The organism is Pseudomonas sp. G5(2012) (genome assembly GCF_000408945.1).
GTDB lineage: Bacteria > Pseudomonadota > Gammaproteobacteria > Pseudomonadales > Pseudomonadaceae > Aquipseudomonas > Aquipseudomonas umsongensis.
Genome location: NZ_APIO01000037.1, coordinates 13,926 through 28,068, shown reverse-complemented (window position 1 = coordinate 28,068; position 14,143 = coordinate 13,926). Strand labels below are relative to the sequence as shown.

Below are 14,143 nucleotides of genomic sequence, written 5' to 3'. Positions count from 1 at the left end.
AGCCGTGACCGGTTAGACGTGTTCCGTGACCTTCAGGCCGTCCCAGTCCGGCGTCTGGACTTGGGTAGAGGCCACCGCGGGCAAAGGTGTGCCGTCCAGGGTGCGCATCAAGGTCTCGCGGTCGCAGGCGTTCTCCGAGATGGACATCACCACGGTAGCCACCGCGTTGCTCGCCAGACTGGTCAATGCCCGGGCTTCCGACATGAAGCGGTCGATACCGATCAGCAGGGCGAGGCCGGCCAGGGGAATATCATGGATCACGGTGAGTGTCGAAGCCAGCGCGACAAAACCGGCGCCGGTGACACCTGCGGCCCCCTTGGAGGACAAGAGCATGATCGCCAGCATGGTCACGGTCTGGGTCATGCTCAGTTCGATGTTGCAGGCTTGGGCAATGAACACTGCTGCCAGCGAGAGGTAGATCGCCGTACCGTCGAGGTTAAACGAGTAACCCGTTGGCAGCACCAACCCCACCACACCTTTCTTGCAACCCAGGGCTTGCAGCTTTTCCAGCATCCGCGGCATCACAGGCTCAGTGGAAGAAGTCCCCAACACCACCAGGAATTCTTCACGGAAGTAGCGCAGCAACTTCCAGAGGCTGAAACCATTGGCCCGGCAAATGCTCCCCAGCACCACAAAGACGAAGAACGCGCAGGCGATGTACAACGTCATGATCAACTTGGCTAACGAGCCCAGCGATGTAATACCGTACTGGCCTACGGTGAACGCCAGGGCGCCGAAGGCACCGATCGGAGCGAAGCGCATCAGGTAGGAGAAGATCTTGAACACCATGTGCGAGGCGGATTCCAGTACATCCAGCACCGGCTTGCCACGCTCGCCGATGGCCGAGAGTGCAAAACCGCAAAGCACCGCGATGAACAACACCGGCAGTACTTCACCTTTATTGAAAGCACCGATGAACGTGTCCGGGATGATGTGGATGAAAAACTCGACCACTCCCAGCTTCGCGGCAGAATCGGTGTACTGCGACAGGCCCTTGGTGCTCAACTGGGTGGGGTCAATGTTCATGCCCACACCGGGCTTGAACAGGTAGACCGACACCAGGCCGATGATCAAACTGATCACGGTCAGCGCCAGGAACAGCAGCATGGTCTTGCTCAACAGGCGGCCGAGGGAGCGTTTGTCGCTCATCCCGGCGATGCCGGTGACGATGGTGCAGAAAACCACCGGAGCGATCATCATCTTGATCAGCTTGATGAAGGCATCACCCAGCGGTTTCAAGGCAATGGCCTGTTGCGACCAAAAATGTCCGACCAGCACGCCCAACAGCACGGCGAGGAGGATCTGGAAGTAGAGCGATTTTACAACTTTCATGGCATCACCCATTTTTAGAATTGTGCTGATGCAACAACGGCAATGACTGGGGGGAATTATCCGGCGAGTCGTTGGGAAGCCGCGGCGTAGACAAAACCGGAGAACAGTCGGCGCGCTGTACGTACCACCGAGGCGCGAATGGTCTCACCCTGATCGCCGGTGTAGGACAATACGACATCTATTCCACCACTTGGATGTTCAATGCGTACTTGCTTCAAGCGTGGCTCGCTTACCCCGCCAAGCAATTGCGCGACCACACTGCCTGGCGTGACGCAAGCGGTGGCCAGGCCGATGGAACCGGTGATCGCCAAGGCCCGGTGGCAGTTGTGGGGCATGAAGTAGCGCACCTGGATTGTGCCGCCAGCCTTGGCCGGAGATACCAGCACGGGCTTGGGAATCACTTTATCGCTGACATCACCCAGGCCCATTGCCAGGCCCGCTTGCAGTCGCAAGGACTCCAGGCGACGCAGGAACTCTTTATCGGCATCCAGTTCAGCAGGGCTTTCATCACCCTGTTTACCCAGTTGGCCGGCTTCGACGATCATCATCGGCATTGCCATGTCGATGCAGGTCACGGGGATACCGTCGATCAAATCCTGCGTTTGCCCCGTCGGGAAAAGTTTGCCGGTCTTGCTGCCCGCAGCATCCAGGAACGTCAGTTGCACAGGAGCGGCGGTACCCGGCACACCATCGATGGCAGTGTCGCCTTCATAGCTGACCGTGCCACCGGGGGTCTGTACCTCGGCGTTCACAAAAGTCCCGGTATTGAGGTTGCGAATACGCACACGGGTCAGGTCTTTGCAGGCTTTGACCAGCCCCTGCTCGATGGCGAACGGGCCAACGGCGCAGAGCATGTTTCCGCAATTGGGCGCGGTATCGACTCGACGCTGGGAGACCATGACCTGAACGAACAGATAGTCGACATCCGCATCAGGATGCAGCGACGGGCTGACGATCGCCACCTTGCTGGTTTGTGGGCTACCGCCACCGATACCGTCAATTTCCAGCTCATGCCCAGAACCCATAAGGTTGAGCAACAGTTCATCACGCTCTGCGATCGCAACAGGTAAATCCCAGGCGAGGAATACCGGGCCCTTGGAAGTACCACCGCGCATTAGCACACAGGGAATTCGTTGCATGAATACTGACTCTTGTTGATCAATGGGGGTTATTGATGTCTTGTGAGCAAGAGTCGCAGGCTTTCAAAATTGTTTCCAATGCAAATATCAGCCTGATTATTGCGTTTGACGAATGATAAACCTAGGATGACTGGGCTGACCAACGCTCCTCTGAGGGGATAAAAAAAGTGAATTATGAGCTCAATGACATTCGATCTTTCGTGAAGATCGCAGAACTTGGCAGTTTCCACGAAGCTGCCGATGCATTGCATCTCTCTCAACCTGCGTTGAGTCGCAGAATGAAAAAGCTTGAAGAGGGATTGGGAACAGCGCTCCTCGATCGCACGACAAGAAGGGTAAGCCTCACCAGTGTCGGGCGAGACTTTCTGCCCAAGGCACGACGCTTACTGGATGACTTCGACGACTCGATACTCAACATCCGGGAGCTGGCGGAGCGCCAAAGCGGCCGGGTAACCCTGGCTTGCATCCCCACCGCAGCCTTCTATTTTTTGCCATCGGTCATCCGTCTCTACAACGAGCGCTATCCACAAATTCGCATTCGCTTGCTTGACCTGAGTGCGAACGAAGGGCTGGAGGCTGTCCTGCGTGGCGAAGCCGACTTTGGCATCAACATGATGAGCGGCCAGCACCCGGACATAGAGTTCGTGCCGTTGGTCAACGAGCCTTTTGTACTGGCGTGTCGACGCGATCATGAGTTGGCCAAACGAAGCGCCGTCACCTGGTCTGAACTCAGCAATTACCGCCTGATCGGGGTCGGTCGCCTGAGCGGCAACCGAATGTTGCTTGACCACGCTTTGTCGGGCTTGAGCTGGCGCCCGCAGTGGTTTTATGAGGTGCAACACCTGTCTACATCGCTGGGTCTGGTAGAAGCTGGATTAGGCGTTTCGGCAATGCCGAGCCTGGCAATGCCTGCAGTGGATCATCCAACGTTGGTGAGCATCCCTTTGATCGAGCCTGTTGTGAACCGATCGTTGGGACTGGTTTACCGACGAGGCGCCTCCCTCTCCCCTGCAGCGGAAAAATTCGTCTCCATCCTACTGGAACAGTGGGAGCAATGACCCTTGAGTTTCCGCTAGCCTAAGTTGAGAGAAAGGCCGATCGGCTTGGGCGGCTTATCCAGCAAAACGCGCCGGTGCATCAAATCAATGATCACATTTTGGCGCGTGTCAGCCGTAATCGGGTCGCCTCCTACCTGTGACACTCAGCCGCTTACGAATAACACTCGCAGAAATCTAAGCGACTGGATCGTCCGGCACTGTTTTTATCGTACACCCCTTCGATCCTTGGTCTTTACTGCCAAGCGGACAGGAGCGCTCGATTTCGACCTGTCCTTAGGACTTAGTCAACGCCATCTAGGGAATGATCGATGAAGTGCATCCAGTTGAAAGAAAATCATCCGGGAAAAATGCCTAAAAAACGCGTTGCATTTCAATGGACAGCCATTGGGATGTTGGTATTCAGCTTTCCGCTCAGCGGCCTCAGCGCTGCAAAGGCGGCTACTCAAGTCGCAGACACCGTCTATTTCGGCGGCTCTATCTTGACCATGGAAGGTGATAATCCAACCTATGCTGAGGCGATTTCCGTGAAGGACGGAAAGATTCTGTCTGTCGGAAACAAGACTGATGTCCTGAAGGGTCAGGGAGATCACAGTCGCCTTGTGGATTTGAAAGGTAAGGTACTTCTTCCGGGATTCATTGATGCGCATGGCCATGCCTGGACAACGGGCTTTCAGAAACTGTCCGCTAACCTGCTGCCACCTCCGGATGGCGGGGGCAAATCCATTCCAGCGGTGGTAGCTGCGTTGAAAAGCTGGCAGCAAAAAAACGCTGTCGCTATCGATAAGGTTGGCTGGATTGTCGGATTTGGCTATGACGACTCTCAATTGGTGGAGCAGCGCCATCCCAACGCAGATGATCTTGACCAGGTTTCTACCGAGCTGCCTGTTGTCATTATCCATCAGTCAGCCCACCTGGCAGTGATGAATCATAAAGCACTGGAAATGTCCGGCATTTCGGCGCAGAGCACCGACCCTTCCGGCGGCGTGATTCGTCGTACAAGCGACGGTAAAACCCCTGACGGCGTGCTGGAGGAAATGGCGTTTTTCGCCCCGATCTTCAAACTGCTGGCCACTTTTGACCCTTCGGTGAATGAAAAAATTGCCTTGGCCGGTGCCGATTACTACGCACAATACGGATTTACCACGGCCCAGGAAGGCCGAGCCAGCAAAGCGCAGGTAGAGACCTGGCAAAAACTGGCCAGCCAGAAAAAGATGAAGATTGATGTGGCAGCCTATCCAGACCTTCAGGCTGAGCAGGCTTTCATGAAAACGGTTTCTCCGAGTGTCGAGTACGACAACCACTTCCGGATCGCCGGGGTAAAGCTCAGTTTGGATGGCTCTCCCCAAGGACGCACTGCTTGGCTGACAGAACCGTACAAGGTTCCGCCGCCAGGCCAGGCAGCCGACTACAAAGGCTACCCTGCAATTCCCAAAGCTGAAGATAGAGAAGCGCTTGTCAATCAGGCATTTGAGAGTAACTGGCAGGTGCTTGCCCATTGCAATGGTGATGCTGCATCCGACGCATTCATTGATGCGGTGACAAAAGCCGAAAAAAGGTACGGCAAAGGTGATCGTCGGACGGTGATGATTCATGCTCAGGCTGTTCGTGAAGATCAGTTGGACAAGATGAAATCGCTGGGCATCATCCCGTCTTTCTTCGGCATGCAGACCTTCTATTGGGGGGACTGGCACCGCGATGTGACCATGGGCAAAGAGCGTGCATTTCGTTGGGATCCTGCCGCCTCTGCCATCAAACGCGGAATGCTTTTCACTGAGCATCACGACGCGCCAGTCGCCACACCTAGCGCAATGATGATCGTCTTTGCCTCAGTCAACCGCACCAGTCGCTCGGGAGAGGTGATTGGACCTGACCAGCGCATCAGCCCATACGTGGCTTTGAAGTCCATTACGGCCTCTGCGGCTTATCAATATTTTGAAGAACGGAGCAAAGGAACCTTGCAGCCAGGCAAACTCGCCGACTTCGTTATCTTGAACAAGGATCCTACCAAGGTTGCCCCTGCAACAATCAAGGACATCCAAGTTCTCGAAACGATCAAAGAGGGCGACACTGTCTATCAGGCAGTAGAAGGATAACTATTTCTAGAAGTCGCGGCTTATCGCGGTGTTGGAAGCCGGTAGGTGTGTTTGGCAAACGCTTACGCATGATGCGCGGACAAGGTGAGGCTGCCGAGAACATACGCGGGGCCCTGGCTCCCAAACAGGTGAAGGGCGATCCAACCGCATGGCCGGATTATCACGCCCTGGAATCCACCATTACGCTGATGCCTCACTCAATGCAGCGCGTTCGGCCACATGCCGTAAAGAGTCGAAATTGATATTGGCACCGGAGTCGATGGCAATCAGTGTCTGATCCCGCACACCCGTTCGTGCAACGTATTTCTTGATGCCAGCAACGGCCAGAGCGCCAGAAGGCTCAGTGATAGAGCGTGTATCGTCGTAGATATTCTTCATCGCGATGCAAAGCTCATCGTTACTGACAGTCAGTACCTCATCGACGCAAAACCTGCACACCTCAAAGCCGTGGGCGCCGATCTGCGCGACCGCCACACCATCGGCAAAGGTGCCCACACTTGGCAGCACCACTCGATCATCGGCCTGGAGGGCTGCATTCAAACAGGCTGAATGTTCCGACTCGACGCCAATGATGCGCACCTCTGGCCGCAAGTATTTAACGTAAGCCGCGATGCCGGCGATCAAACCGCCACCGCCCACCGGAACAAAGATGGCATCCAGCCCCCCTTGATGCTGACGCAGTATTTCCATGGCGACCGTGCCCTGCCCGGCAATGACATCTGGATCATCGAAAGGCGAAACAAAAGTTTTGCCGGTTTGGCGTGCCAGTTCTAGTGCATGAGACAAGGCAAACGGAAAGCTTTCGCCGTGCAGCAGTGCCTGGGCGCCACGACTACGGACTCCTGACACCTTCAACTCTGGCGTCGTGGTGGGCATGACAATCATGGCGTCGATGCCAAGTTGCCGTGCTGCCAATGCCACACCCTGGGCATGATTACCCGCTGAAGCGGTGATCACTCCGCGCTTCTTTTGCGCCGCGCTCAAGTTGACCAGTTTGTTGTAGGCGCCTCGGATCTTGAAGGAAAAGGTCGGTTGAAGATCTTCGCGCTTGAGCAGGATCTGGTTACCCAATGCCAACGATAATGCAGGTGCCGGCTGCAGGGGCGTATGCACGGCCAGTTCGTAAACCGGCGCGGCGAGGATCTTTTTGACGTACTGCTCAAGTAGGGTGTGTTGGGCGAGCGTACTGGGCATGATCGTCTCCTGACATTGATCAGAGCCCCGAGACAGAAAATGAAAACCCGCCTCCAGGGCGGGTTGGGTGCTGCAGTCGTGAGCTAGCCCGCCAAATGAGGAATGGCGGTAATAATGCTTGGCTGGCAGCGCAATACGATGAAAGTCATGCTCGGAAATTAGCCGGGCGCCGACGGCAAGTCAACGGCCAATTTCCAAATTCTTCGGTAGCTGATTGGCAACGCCTCATTTACGTTTGCGTGGCGGCAAAAGCATCGGACTTTGCAGTGTTCCGTAACGCAGTTGCCCCTTTATCTGAAACATTGCAGTGGATTAGACCGCACTAACTCAACAACGGACTGGCTCCAGCTAAGGCCGAGAAAAAACTTAACGTCGTGTCCGGGATTAGTTGCCCACTACAGAGCGTCCGTTCTGAGTGACTGAAGAACTCGACCTTTATCGAACCCTTGCCGAAGCGATAGGTCTGCTCTTGTACACGTCCACGGAAATAATCGAATGTCCGCTCAACACACCCTTGTCGTCCTCGCTCGGGGCGGATATGCCGCTCGCGGCGTTCTGTATCTGATCATTGGTATCTTCGCGCTGCTGGCAGCTCAAGACTCAACAAAACCGAAGGACAGCCAAAAAAGCCTTGAAGCGTTGTTGAGCCAGCCATTCGGATATGTCCTGGTTGGGCTAGTGGTGGCCGGTCTACTGGCCTTCGCAGGGTGGCGAGTGCTGCAAGCCATTCGCGACGTCGATCATCACGGTACGAAACTAAAGGGGCTGGTGATTCGTGCGGGTTTGTTGGCGGGCGGTTTACTCAATGGTGCTCTTGCGTTTTTTGCATTAGGGCTGCTCATTAGCGGCGTCAGAAGCTCAGGTAATGCCGGAGGTGGGGAGACGAAGGATCTACTGGCGCATCTTTTGTCCTGGGATCACTCAAACGTGGTCGTCTACCTCATTGCGCTCGTTCCATTAGGCGTAGGAATTGCTCACATCATCAAAGGATGGAAAGCGTCGTTCGAGAAGTATTTTGAGGCTGATGAGGACGTGATGCGATACGTCCGTCCGGTGGCTCGTTTCGGACTCATGGCTCGCGGCGTGGTGTTTCTTGAGATCGCCCTGCTCCTGGCAATCAGCGGCTCCCGTTATCAGGCCACGGATCCACCTGGCATGAAGGAAGCGCTCGATGCTCTTCAGAACCTGCCTGTTGGCGGTTTGATTCTGATGGTGATGGCATTGGGATTGATCGCCTTTTCAGCCTACAGCTTCTCCGAAGCCGCATGGCGCAAGATAAACATGGATGTGCCTGGGGTAACGAAAACATAGGCGCGTGGCAGGAGTCATCGCCAAAGCGGAACCCTCCGTATTAAATTAATTTGAACCGCTTTGGGACGTGCCCGCCTAATGATCAGCTTGTGATGAATTGCACAGGCAATGTGCCAATAACGGCATGCTCCGAGAGGTGATCGACGTGGCTAAAGACGAGAAGAAAAGCAAAGGTGACGCTTCGAAAGCAAGCAAGGATTTGAAAGACAAAAAGGCATCACCGGCGAAGAAATCAGCTGCGGCCTCGGCTCTTTCGAAGTCTTCCGAAAAGAAAGACAAGAAAAAAGATGCCGAACCAAAGAAGTCTGCAAAAAAAGCTGATAGCAAGCCAGAAAAGGCCAAGAAATCAGAGAAAGCAGAAAAGTCGACGAAAAAGAAAAAGTGACATCCTGGTATTTGCTAGGGCTTTACGCCCTAGCTTACTCAGGCCGAGTTGTTCGCAACCGCGATCAGTACCTTCGCCATGAAGGTGGAGCATTTGGACAATCTTGATTGGGTTCAATGGCCCGCGATGTTCGTCACGGTACTTGCGGCATGGCTGATCGGATCTCAGCGCCCAAGAAGGCGAATGACCGGGTTCGTATTGTTCAGCTTGAGTAACGTGCTATGGGTGATTTGGGGCATTTATGCGCAAGCTCATGCCCTTATCGTGTTACAGATTTGCCTGTTCCTGATGAATCTCCGTGGGTTCAAAAAGAACTCTAGGGCCCCGTAGCATCAGGATCCTGGGAACTCCTCAAACCCTTGAGATTCTTTCTGAAACCCCGGGCGTTCATCCCTAGAAGAACACACTCAAGTACGATCAACGCATAAGCGTGCGAGTGAAGGCCCCAGACAACCCACAACGCATTGCTCGCGATGAAGCCCCAAAAAGCGATCATCCGTCGGCGTGGTCGTTGGGAACCGACGAACCAGGCCGAGATCACCGTGACCACCATAGCGGGCCATTGCACAAGATCGATGTATTCCAAGCCAGCCCCCCTCGCGCTACAGCCTTATTCAATGTGCAACGCCAGCACTCGCCAGCGAGTTGAGAGTTGGCAGTCCACGCAAACCGTGGATATCGCGAATAGGTGATTCAGGCCATCGACGCGGTAGATGTAAGGGTCTGGACACCGCTGCACAGCTCAAAGTTCTAAGCGAAGCCTTCGGGTTACGGTTTCGTTCGCTAATCGCACGACATCTCCTGCCAGGACACCCGCCTGCGCCCATTGTTTGGCACCCTATGCACATCGTTGCAGTAACCATGAATTCATGCGGTTTGGCGTCAGAGCATTCTGTTCGGCCAACTTGAAAACAGGAGTAAGCCTTGATCAATAAAACATTTGAATCCGTCGCTGCTGCACTGGACGGTATTGCCGATGGTTCGGTCATCATGGTGGGTGGCTTCGGTACTGCCGGGATGCCGTCGGAGTTGGTAGATGGCGTCATCGCTTCGGGTGCTCGCGATCTGACCATCATCAGCAACAATGCCGGCAATGGTGAAATCGGCCTGGCCGCCTTGCTCAAGGCCGGGCGCGTTGCCAAGGTCATCTGTTCGTTTCCGCGCCAATCCGATTCCTATGTATTCGACGAACTCTACCTGGCGGGAAAAGTACAGCTTGAGGTGGTGCCGCAAGGCAATCTGGCCGAACGTATTCGTGCGGCTGGCTCTGGAATCGGTGCGTTTTATTCGCCTACCGGATATGGCACCTTACTGGCCGAAGGCAAGGAAACCCGGGTAATCGACGGTCGTAACTATGTGCTGGAAATGCCGTTGCATGCCGATGTCGCACTGATCAAGGCTGAAAGTGGCGATCGCTGGGGCAACCTCACCTATCGCAAAGCCGCGCGTAATTTTGGACCGATCATGGCGATGGCAGCGAAAACGACAATCGCCCAGGTCAAGCGGATTGTCGAGTTGGGAGAGCTGGACCCCGAACACATTGTCACCCCGGGGATCTTCGTTCAGCGCGTGGTAGCAGTGCCGCTCGCCCCTATCTCGAATGCCAACGTCAACTGAGGCCCGCCATGACTGTCATGAAAAAACTATCGCGTAGCGAAATGGCCCAACGTGTGGCCGACGATATTCTCGAAGGCTCTTACGTGAACCTGGGCATTGGCGTGCCCACGCTGGTGGCCAACTACCTGGGTGACAAGGAAGTGTTCCTGCACAGTGAAAACGGTGTACTGGGCATGGGCCCGAGTCCTGCGCCGGGCGAGGAAGACGATGACCTGATCAACGCGGGCAAACAGCATGTGACGCTGCTGCCCGGTGGGGCCTACTTTCACCACGCCGATTCGTTTTCGATGATGCGCGGTGGGCACATCGATATTGCCGTGCTTGGCGCCTTCCAGGTTTCGGTCAACGGCGACCTTGCCAACTGGCACACCGGTGCCGAAGGTTCCATTCCCGCAGTGGGTGGCGCAATGGACCTCGCGACAGGCGCACGCCAAGTGTTCGTCATGATGGATCACCTGACCAAGACTGGCGAAAGCAAATTGGTGCCGCAATGCACTTACCCGCTGACCGGCATTGGCTGCGTGACTCGGATTTATACCGACCTGGCTATTCTGGACGTGACTGCGCAAGGCTTGAAGGTGCGGGAGATCGTCGCCGATATCAGCTTTGAAGACTTGCAAGCGCTCAGTGGCGTGCCGCTGATTCGATAACGGATCGAGTTTGCGTGGCCACGCAGCCATGTTGCCGGACGACTTCAAGCGTGTCCGGCAACATGGCTGCGATGGGTTGCTTGTTCGCTGGCGGCCGGACGCAGGCTGAACTGAACGTCATCTCGACGTTGTGGCCCTGGGTCGAACTGGGAAGAAGAGTCAGCCTGTTCAGGCCGCTATCCGGGTTGCCTGCAGTGCCAACTCGTGCAAACTGGCCAAACGCTGCATGACGCGCTCGACCACTTCCAGCCTGGCCACCGCACCACTGCGCAACTCCCCCATCGATTGCAAGGCGACCTCGGCCTTGTCCAGCCCCAGGCGCGTTGAATCGGTAAGCTGTTCAAGCCCCTGACGGGCATCTTGGGCCGACTTTTCCAGGCCTGTGGCGATCTGCCGGATTTGCGCACTGGAGTCCGATGCCTGGCGTGACAGATTACGGACCTCGTCCGCCACCACTGCGAAACCGCGGCCATGATCACCGGCCCGCGCGGCCTCGATCGCGGCATTAAGTGCCAGCAGGTTGGTCTGCCGGGCGATGTCCTGGATGCTGCCGACAATCGCACCGATGCGTACCGACTGGCTGCCCAGCTCATCGAACACCTGGTCCAGGCGCTGCAGATACTGATCCAGGTCCCCAAGCACCGCAGCCGAAGACTGCATGCTCACCGCACTGGCCTGTACCCGCTCGCCCGCGCCTCGCGCCAACTGGTTGGCGAAGCGCATGTCTTCTTCAGTTTGCAGCACCACTCGGGTCAGGTGTTCAAGTGCCACCTTTACTTGAGCCCCCGGCCAAGCGGGCTCGGCCACAGGCAACGACACAAGCGGGACCGGCGCGTTGCAAATCATCGGTTCCGGCTCCTGCTGTACAAGCACTTCAACCACCCGCACTGGCTGACGGTGATAAAGCACCGCCGCTGCCAGCAGCAACAGGTCGATGATGCCGGCATATATCAGGTGCAGGCCGTTGCCGGCAGCGAGCAGCAACACCGCGCTGCCAGCGGCAACCAAGGCCAATCGCGCCAGAATTTTATTGTCCATACTTGTCTCCAGGTCACTCACAGCAACGTCCAGGTGTAGCTCAGGATCAGTGTGCTCTTATTGTTGTTATGAACGAGGCAAGGCGTGGCGGCAGCACTGTTGCGCGCCATGTAAAGCACCGTTACGCAGGATGCAAGTGGAAGGTATTGAGACGGTGAGCGTGGCAATATCCGCTTTGCGCTTATCGCTATCCGCTTTGTGCAAGGGCACGACATAGATGCTGATCAGCGCGCGTACCGATTCTGCAAAGACCGAAGGCAAAATCAATGACGCCAACGTACCGATCAAGGTGTTCTGAACAGCATGAGCGCGCCCGGTTCAACCGGGCCGTGAAATACCGTGCTGACGCAGTTTGCGATAGAGCGTATTGCGGCTAATCCCCAGGCGTGCGGCAACATGGGCGATATGCCAGTGTTCTGCCTCAATCAGCGTCAGCAGCGTCTGCCGTTCGGATACCCCAAGCGGATCTTCAGCCAGCGCGGCGGTCGCTGGCGGTTCCGGCAGCAACTCTGCCAAGTCGTCCAGGGTGACACGTCCCTCCAACGCCAACGCTACCAGTGTGCGCAAACACGTACGCAGCTGCCGGACATTGCCCGGCCACGGTTGTTTCAGCAAGCGTTCCCTGACGCCCGCCTCCAGCCGAATCCTTGCACCTTTCGTCTCTTCGCGTAGCAGCAGGTCGAGCACACTGCCTTTGTCTGATCGTTCGCGCAACGGCGGGAGCTGCACGGCGAATCCGGCGATGCGATAAAACAGATCTTCGCGAAAGCGCCCTTCGGCCACACAGGTGAGCAGATCCTGGTGGCTGGCACTGATAAGGCGTACGTCGAGGGGACGCGCCGTCGCGCTACCTAGCGGCACCACTTCACGCTCCTCCAGCACCCGCAGCAGGCGAGTCTGTAACGCCAGTGGCATATCGGCGATCTCATCGAGAAATAGAATGCCGCCATGGGCCTGTTCCAGCTTACCGATCATCCCGTCCTTGCGTGCACCGGTGAAGCTGCCGCCGCGATAGCCGAACAGTTCGCTCTCGATCAGCGTTTCTGGAATGGCCGCACAATTGATCGCCACAAACGGCTGGCTCGCCCTGGCGCTGGCGCGATGCAGCGCCGCCGCAAAGGCTTCTTTGCCGGTACCGGTTTCGCCCTGCAGGAACACCGGAACGTCACGTTCCAAAACACGCAATGCGCGAGCAAAGCCGCGTTGCAGGCGCGGGTCTTCGAGGCACACGCGCACATCGTTGATCTTGGGGATAGCAGGAGTGACCAAAGGCACCTGGCGCAGGGGTTCTCGCAGCTGTCCGTAGAGCAGGCGCCCGTCCACCAGCCGCATTGGCCAACAGACACTCGGTTGGGCGCTGGCCTGACTCATCACCTGATCGATAGGTGTTTCCAGCAGCATCGTCAGAGATTGCCCGATCACTTGATCACGGCTGAGGCCCAGCAGGTCCAGCGCCGCTTGATTGACGGAACAGATGCGGGCGCCCTCGTCGAAACTGAGCAGTCCTTCACCCAGCAGCCCAACGAAGCCGGCCTCAGGATGGAAGCGCAGCAAGTATCGCTGCGGATCATGCCCCAGGAAAAAACAGTTCTCGATCAACTTGGCTGACAGGTTGGTCAATGCCATGGCCTGGAAGTGTTGCTGAAGACTGTGGTCATCCCTTGCAGAAGAGAGGTTGAGCACGGCAAGCAACTCTCCACTGGCATCGAATATCGGGCTGGCCGAACAGGTCAGGCCGACGTGTTTGCCACGGAAATGCTCATCTCGACGGATGGTTACATGCCGTCGCTCGACCAGACAGGTCCCGACACCGTTGGTGCCCTCACAATCTTCACTCCACACCGAGCCGAGCCACAGCCCGGAGCGCTGGGCATCGGCGCGTTCCGATTCGTTGAACACACTGTCGATCGCCACACCGCGCGCATCGGTGAGAAGCACCACGTGGCCGTCCCGCCCGAGCTGTTGGTGCAAACTGTTCATCTGCCAGTGCGCCACGGCAATGATGTGTTCCAGGGGCGCACGGTGATCTTGCAAGCGTGCCTGTTCAACCACATTAGGTGCGCGGCGGCTGGCGGGATCGAGCTGATATTGATCCAGGCATCGGCGCCAGGATCGCGTGATAGCCAGGTCAGCAACAGGACTGTGGCTGGCGATAGTGCCCTGCACAGCTTGTAGCACTTGTTGTGCATGGGCGTTGATCAAAGCCGGCTTCATTGTTGTTGTTCTCCGCTACGGTCAGGACACGGGTCTATTCGCAGCTTATATGAAAAGGCTGCAACGAGCGTTTTTTGCGCCGCGTGACACTCTGTCATCCGCCATTCCCGAA

Annotated in this window: 12 protein-coding genes and 1 pseudogene; 7 read left to right on the top strand and 6 right to left on the bottom strand. The window is 56.4% G+C overall.

Features of this window, described 5'->3' with window-relative positions:
• Window positions 1-12: 12 nt before the first annotated feature.
• Both dctA and PG5_RS12465 read right to left on the bottom strand, forming a co-directional pair.
• Window positions 13-1,344: a C4-dicarboxylate transporter DctA gene (gene dctA, locus PG5_RS12470; protein ID WP_020797483.1), complete on the bottom strand. Its 1,332-nt coding sequence runs from the start codon at window positions 1,342-1,344 to the stop codon at window positions 13-15.
• A gap of 44 nt (window positions 1,345-1,388) precedes the next feature.
• On the bottom strand, window positions 1,389-2,471 hold the full coding sequence (locus PG5_RS12465) for a 4-oxalomesaconate tautomerase (protein ID WP_020797482.1): 1,083 nt from the start codon (window positions 2,469-2,471) through the stop codon (window positions 1,389-1,391).
• A gap of 167 nt (window positions 2,472-2,638) precedes the next feature.
• Here PG5_RS12465 and PG5_RS12460 point away from each other — a divergent pair, with 167 nt between their 5' ends.
• The gene (locus tag PG5_RS12460) at window positions 2,639-3,529 is read left to right on the top strand and encodes a LysR family transcriptional regulator (RefSeq protein ID WP_020797481.1); all 891 of its coding nucleotides are present in this window, start codon (window positions 2,639-2,641) and stop codon (window positions 3,527-3,529) included.
• 308 nt (window positions 3,530-3,837) lie between these two features.
• The gene (locus tag PG5_RS12455) at window positions 3,838-5,622 is read left to right on the top strand and encodes an amidohydrolase (RefSeq protein ID WP_020797480.1); all 1,785 of its coding nucleotides are present in this window, start codon (window positions 3,838-3,840) and stop codon (window positions 5,620-5,622) included.
• Window positions 5,623-5,802: 180 nt separating this feature from the next.
• Here PG5_RS12455 and ilvA read toward each other — a convergent pair whose 3' ends face one another.
• On the bottom strand, window positions 5,803-6,816 hold the full coding sequence (ilvA, locus tag PG5_RS12450; protein ID WP_020797479.1) for a threonine ammonia-lyase, biosynthetic: 1,014 nt from the start codon (window positions 6,814-6,816) through the stop codon (window positions 5,803-5,805).
• Between the two features lie 495 nt (window positions 6,817-7,311).
• Here ilvA and PG5_RS12445 point away from each other — a divergent pair, with 495 nt between their 5' ends.
• The 3 genes from PG5_RS12445 (at window position 7,312) to PG5_RS34860 (ending at window position 8,842) form a co-directional block, all read left to right on the top strand.
• Window positions 7,312-8,127 carry a DUF1206 domain-containing protein gene (locus PG5_RS12445; RefSeq protein ID WP_020797478.1) on the top strand — a complete coding sequence of 272 codons (816 nt, stop codon included), beginning with the start codon at window positions 7,312-7,314 and terminating at the stop codon, window positions 8,125-8,127.
• A 136-nt stretch (window positions 8,128-8,263) separates the two neighbouring features.
• Window positions 8,264-8,512, top strand: a complete 249-nt coding sequence (locus tag PG5_RS12440) for a hypothetical protein (RefSeq protein WP_042955357.1) — start codon at window positions 8,264-8,266, stop codon at window positions 8,510-8,512.
• Between the two features lie 78 nt (window positions 8,513-8,590).
• A complete protein-coding gene (locus PG5_RS34860) occupies window positions 8,591-8,842 on the top strand; it encodes a hypothetical protein (protein ID WP_371106608.1) in 252 nt (83 codons plus the stop codon).
• On the opposite strand, the gene PG5_RS34855 is transcribed toward PG5_RS34860, so the two are convergent.
• Complete coding sequence (locus tag PG5_RS34855) at window positions 8,829-9,065, bottom strand: hypothetical protein (protein WP_371106609.1); 237 nt, start codon at window positions 9,063-9,065, stop codon at window positions 8,829-8,831. The two genes, PG5_RS34860 and PG5_RS34855, sit on opposite strands and share 14 nt — an antisense overlap.
• Window positions 9,066-9,436: 371 nt before the next feature.
• On the opposite strand from PG5_RS34855, the gene PG5_RS12425 reads away from it, so the two are divergent.
• Entirely contained in the window at window positions 9,437-10,129 is a 693-nt protein-coding gene (locus tag PG5_RS12425; protein WP_020797476.1) for a 3-oxoacid CoA-transferase subunit A, read from the top strand.
• 8 nt (window positions 10,130-10,137) lie between these two features.
• Window positions 10,138-10,779: a 3-oxoacid CoA-transferase subunit B gene (locus tag PG5_RS12420; protein ID WP_020797475.1), complete on the top strand. Its 642-nt coding sequence runs from the start codon at window positions 10,138-10,140 to the stop codon at window positions 10,777-10,779.
• Between the two features lie 168 nt (window positions 10,780-10,947).
• Here the strand turns inward: PG5_RS12420 and PG5_RS35315 are convergent.
• Window positions 10,948-11,349, bottom strand: a pseudogene (locus tag PG5_RS35315) (methyl-accepting chemotaxis protein); the annotation flags it as partial.
• Between the two features lie 786 nt (window positions 11,350-12,135).
• Window positions 12,136-14,031: a sigma-54-dependent Fis family transcriptional regulator gene (locus tag PG5_RS12410; RefSeq protein ID WP_020797472.1), complete on the bottom strand. Its 1,896-nt coding sequence runs from the start codon at window positions 14,029-14,031 to the stop codon at window positions 12,136-12,138.
• Window positions 14,032-14,143: the final 112 nt, after the last annotated feature.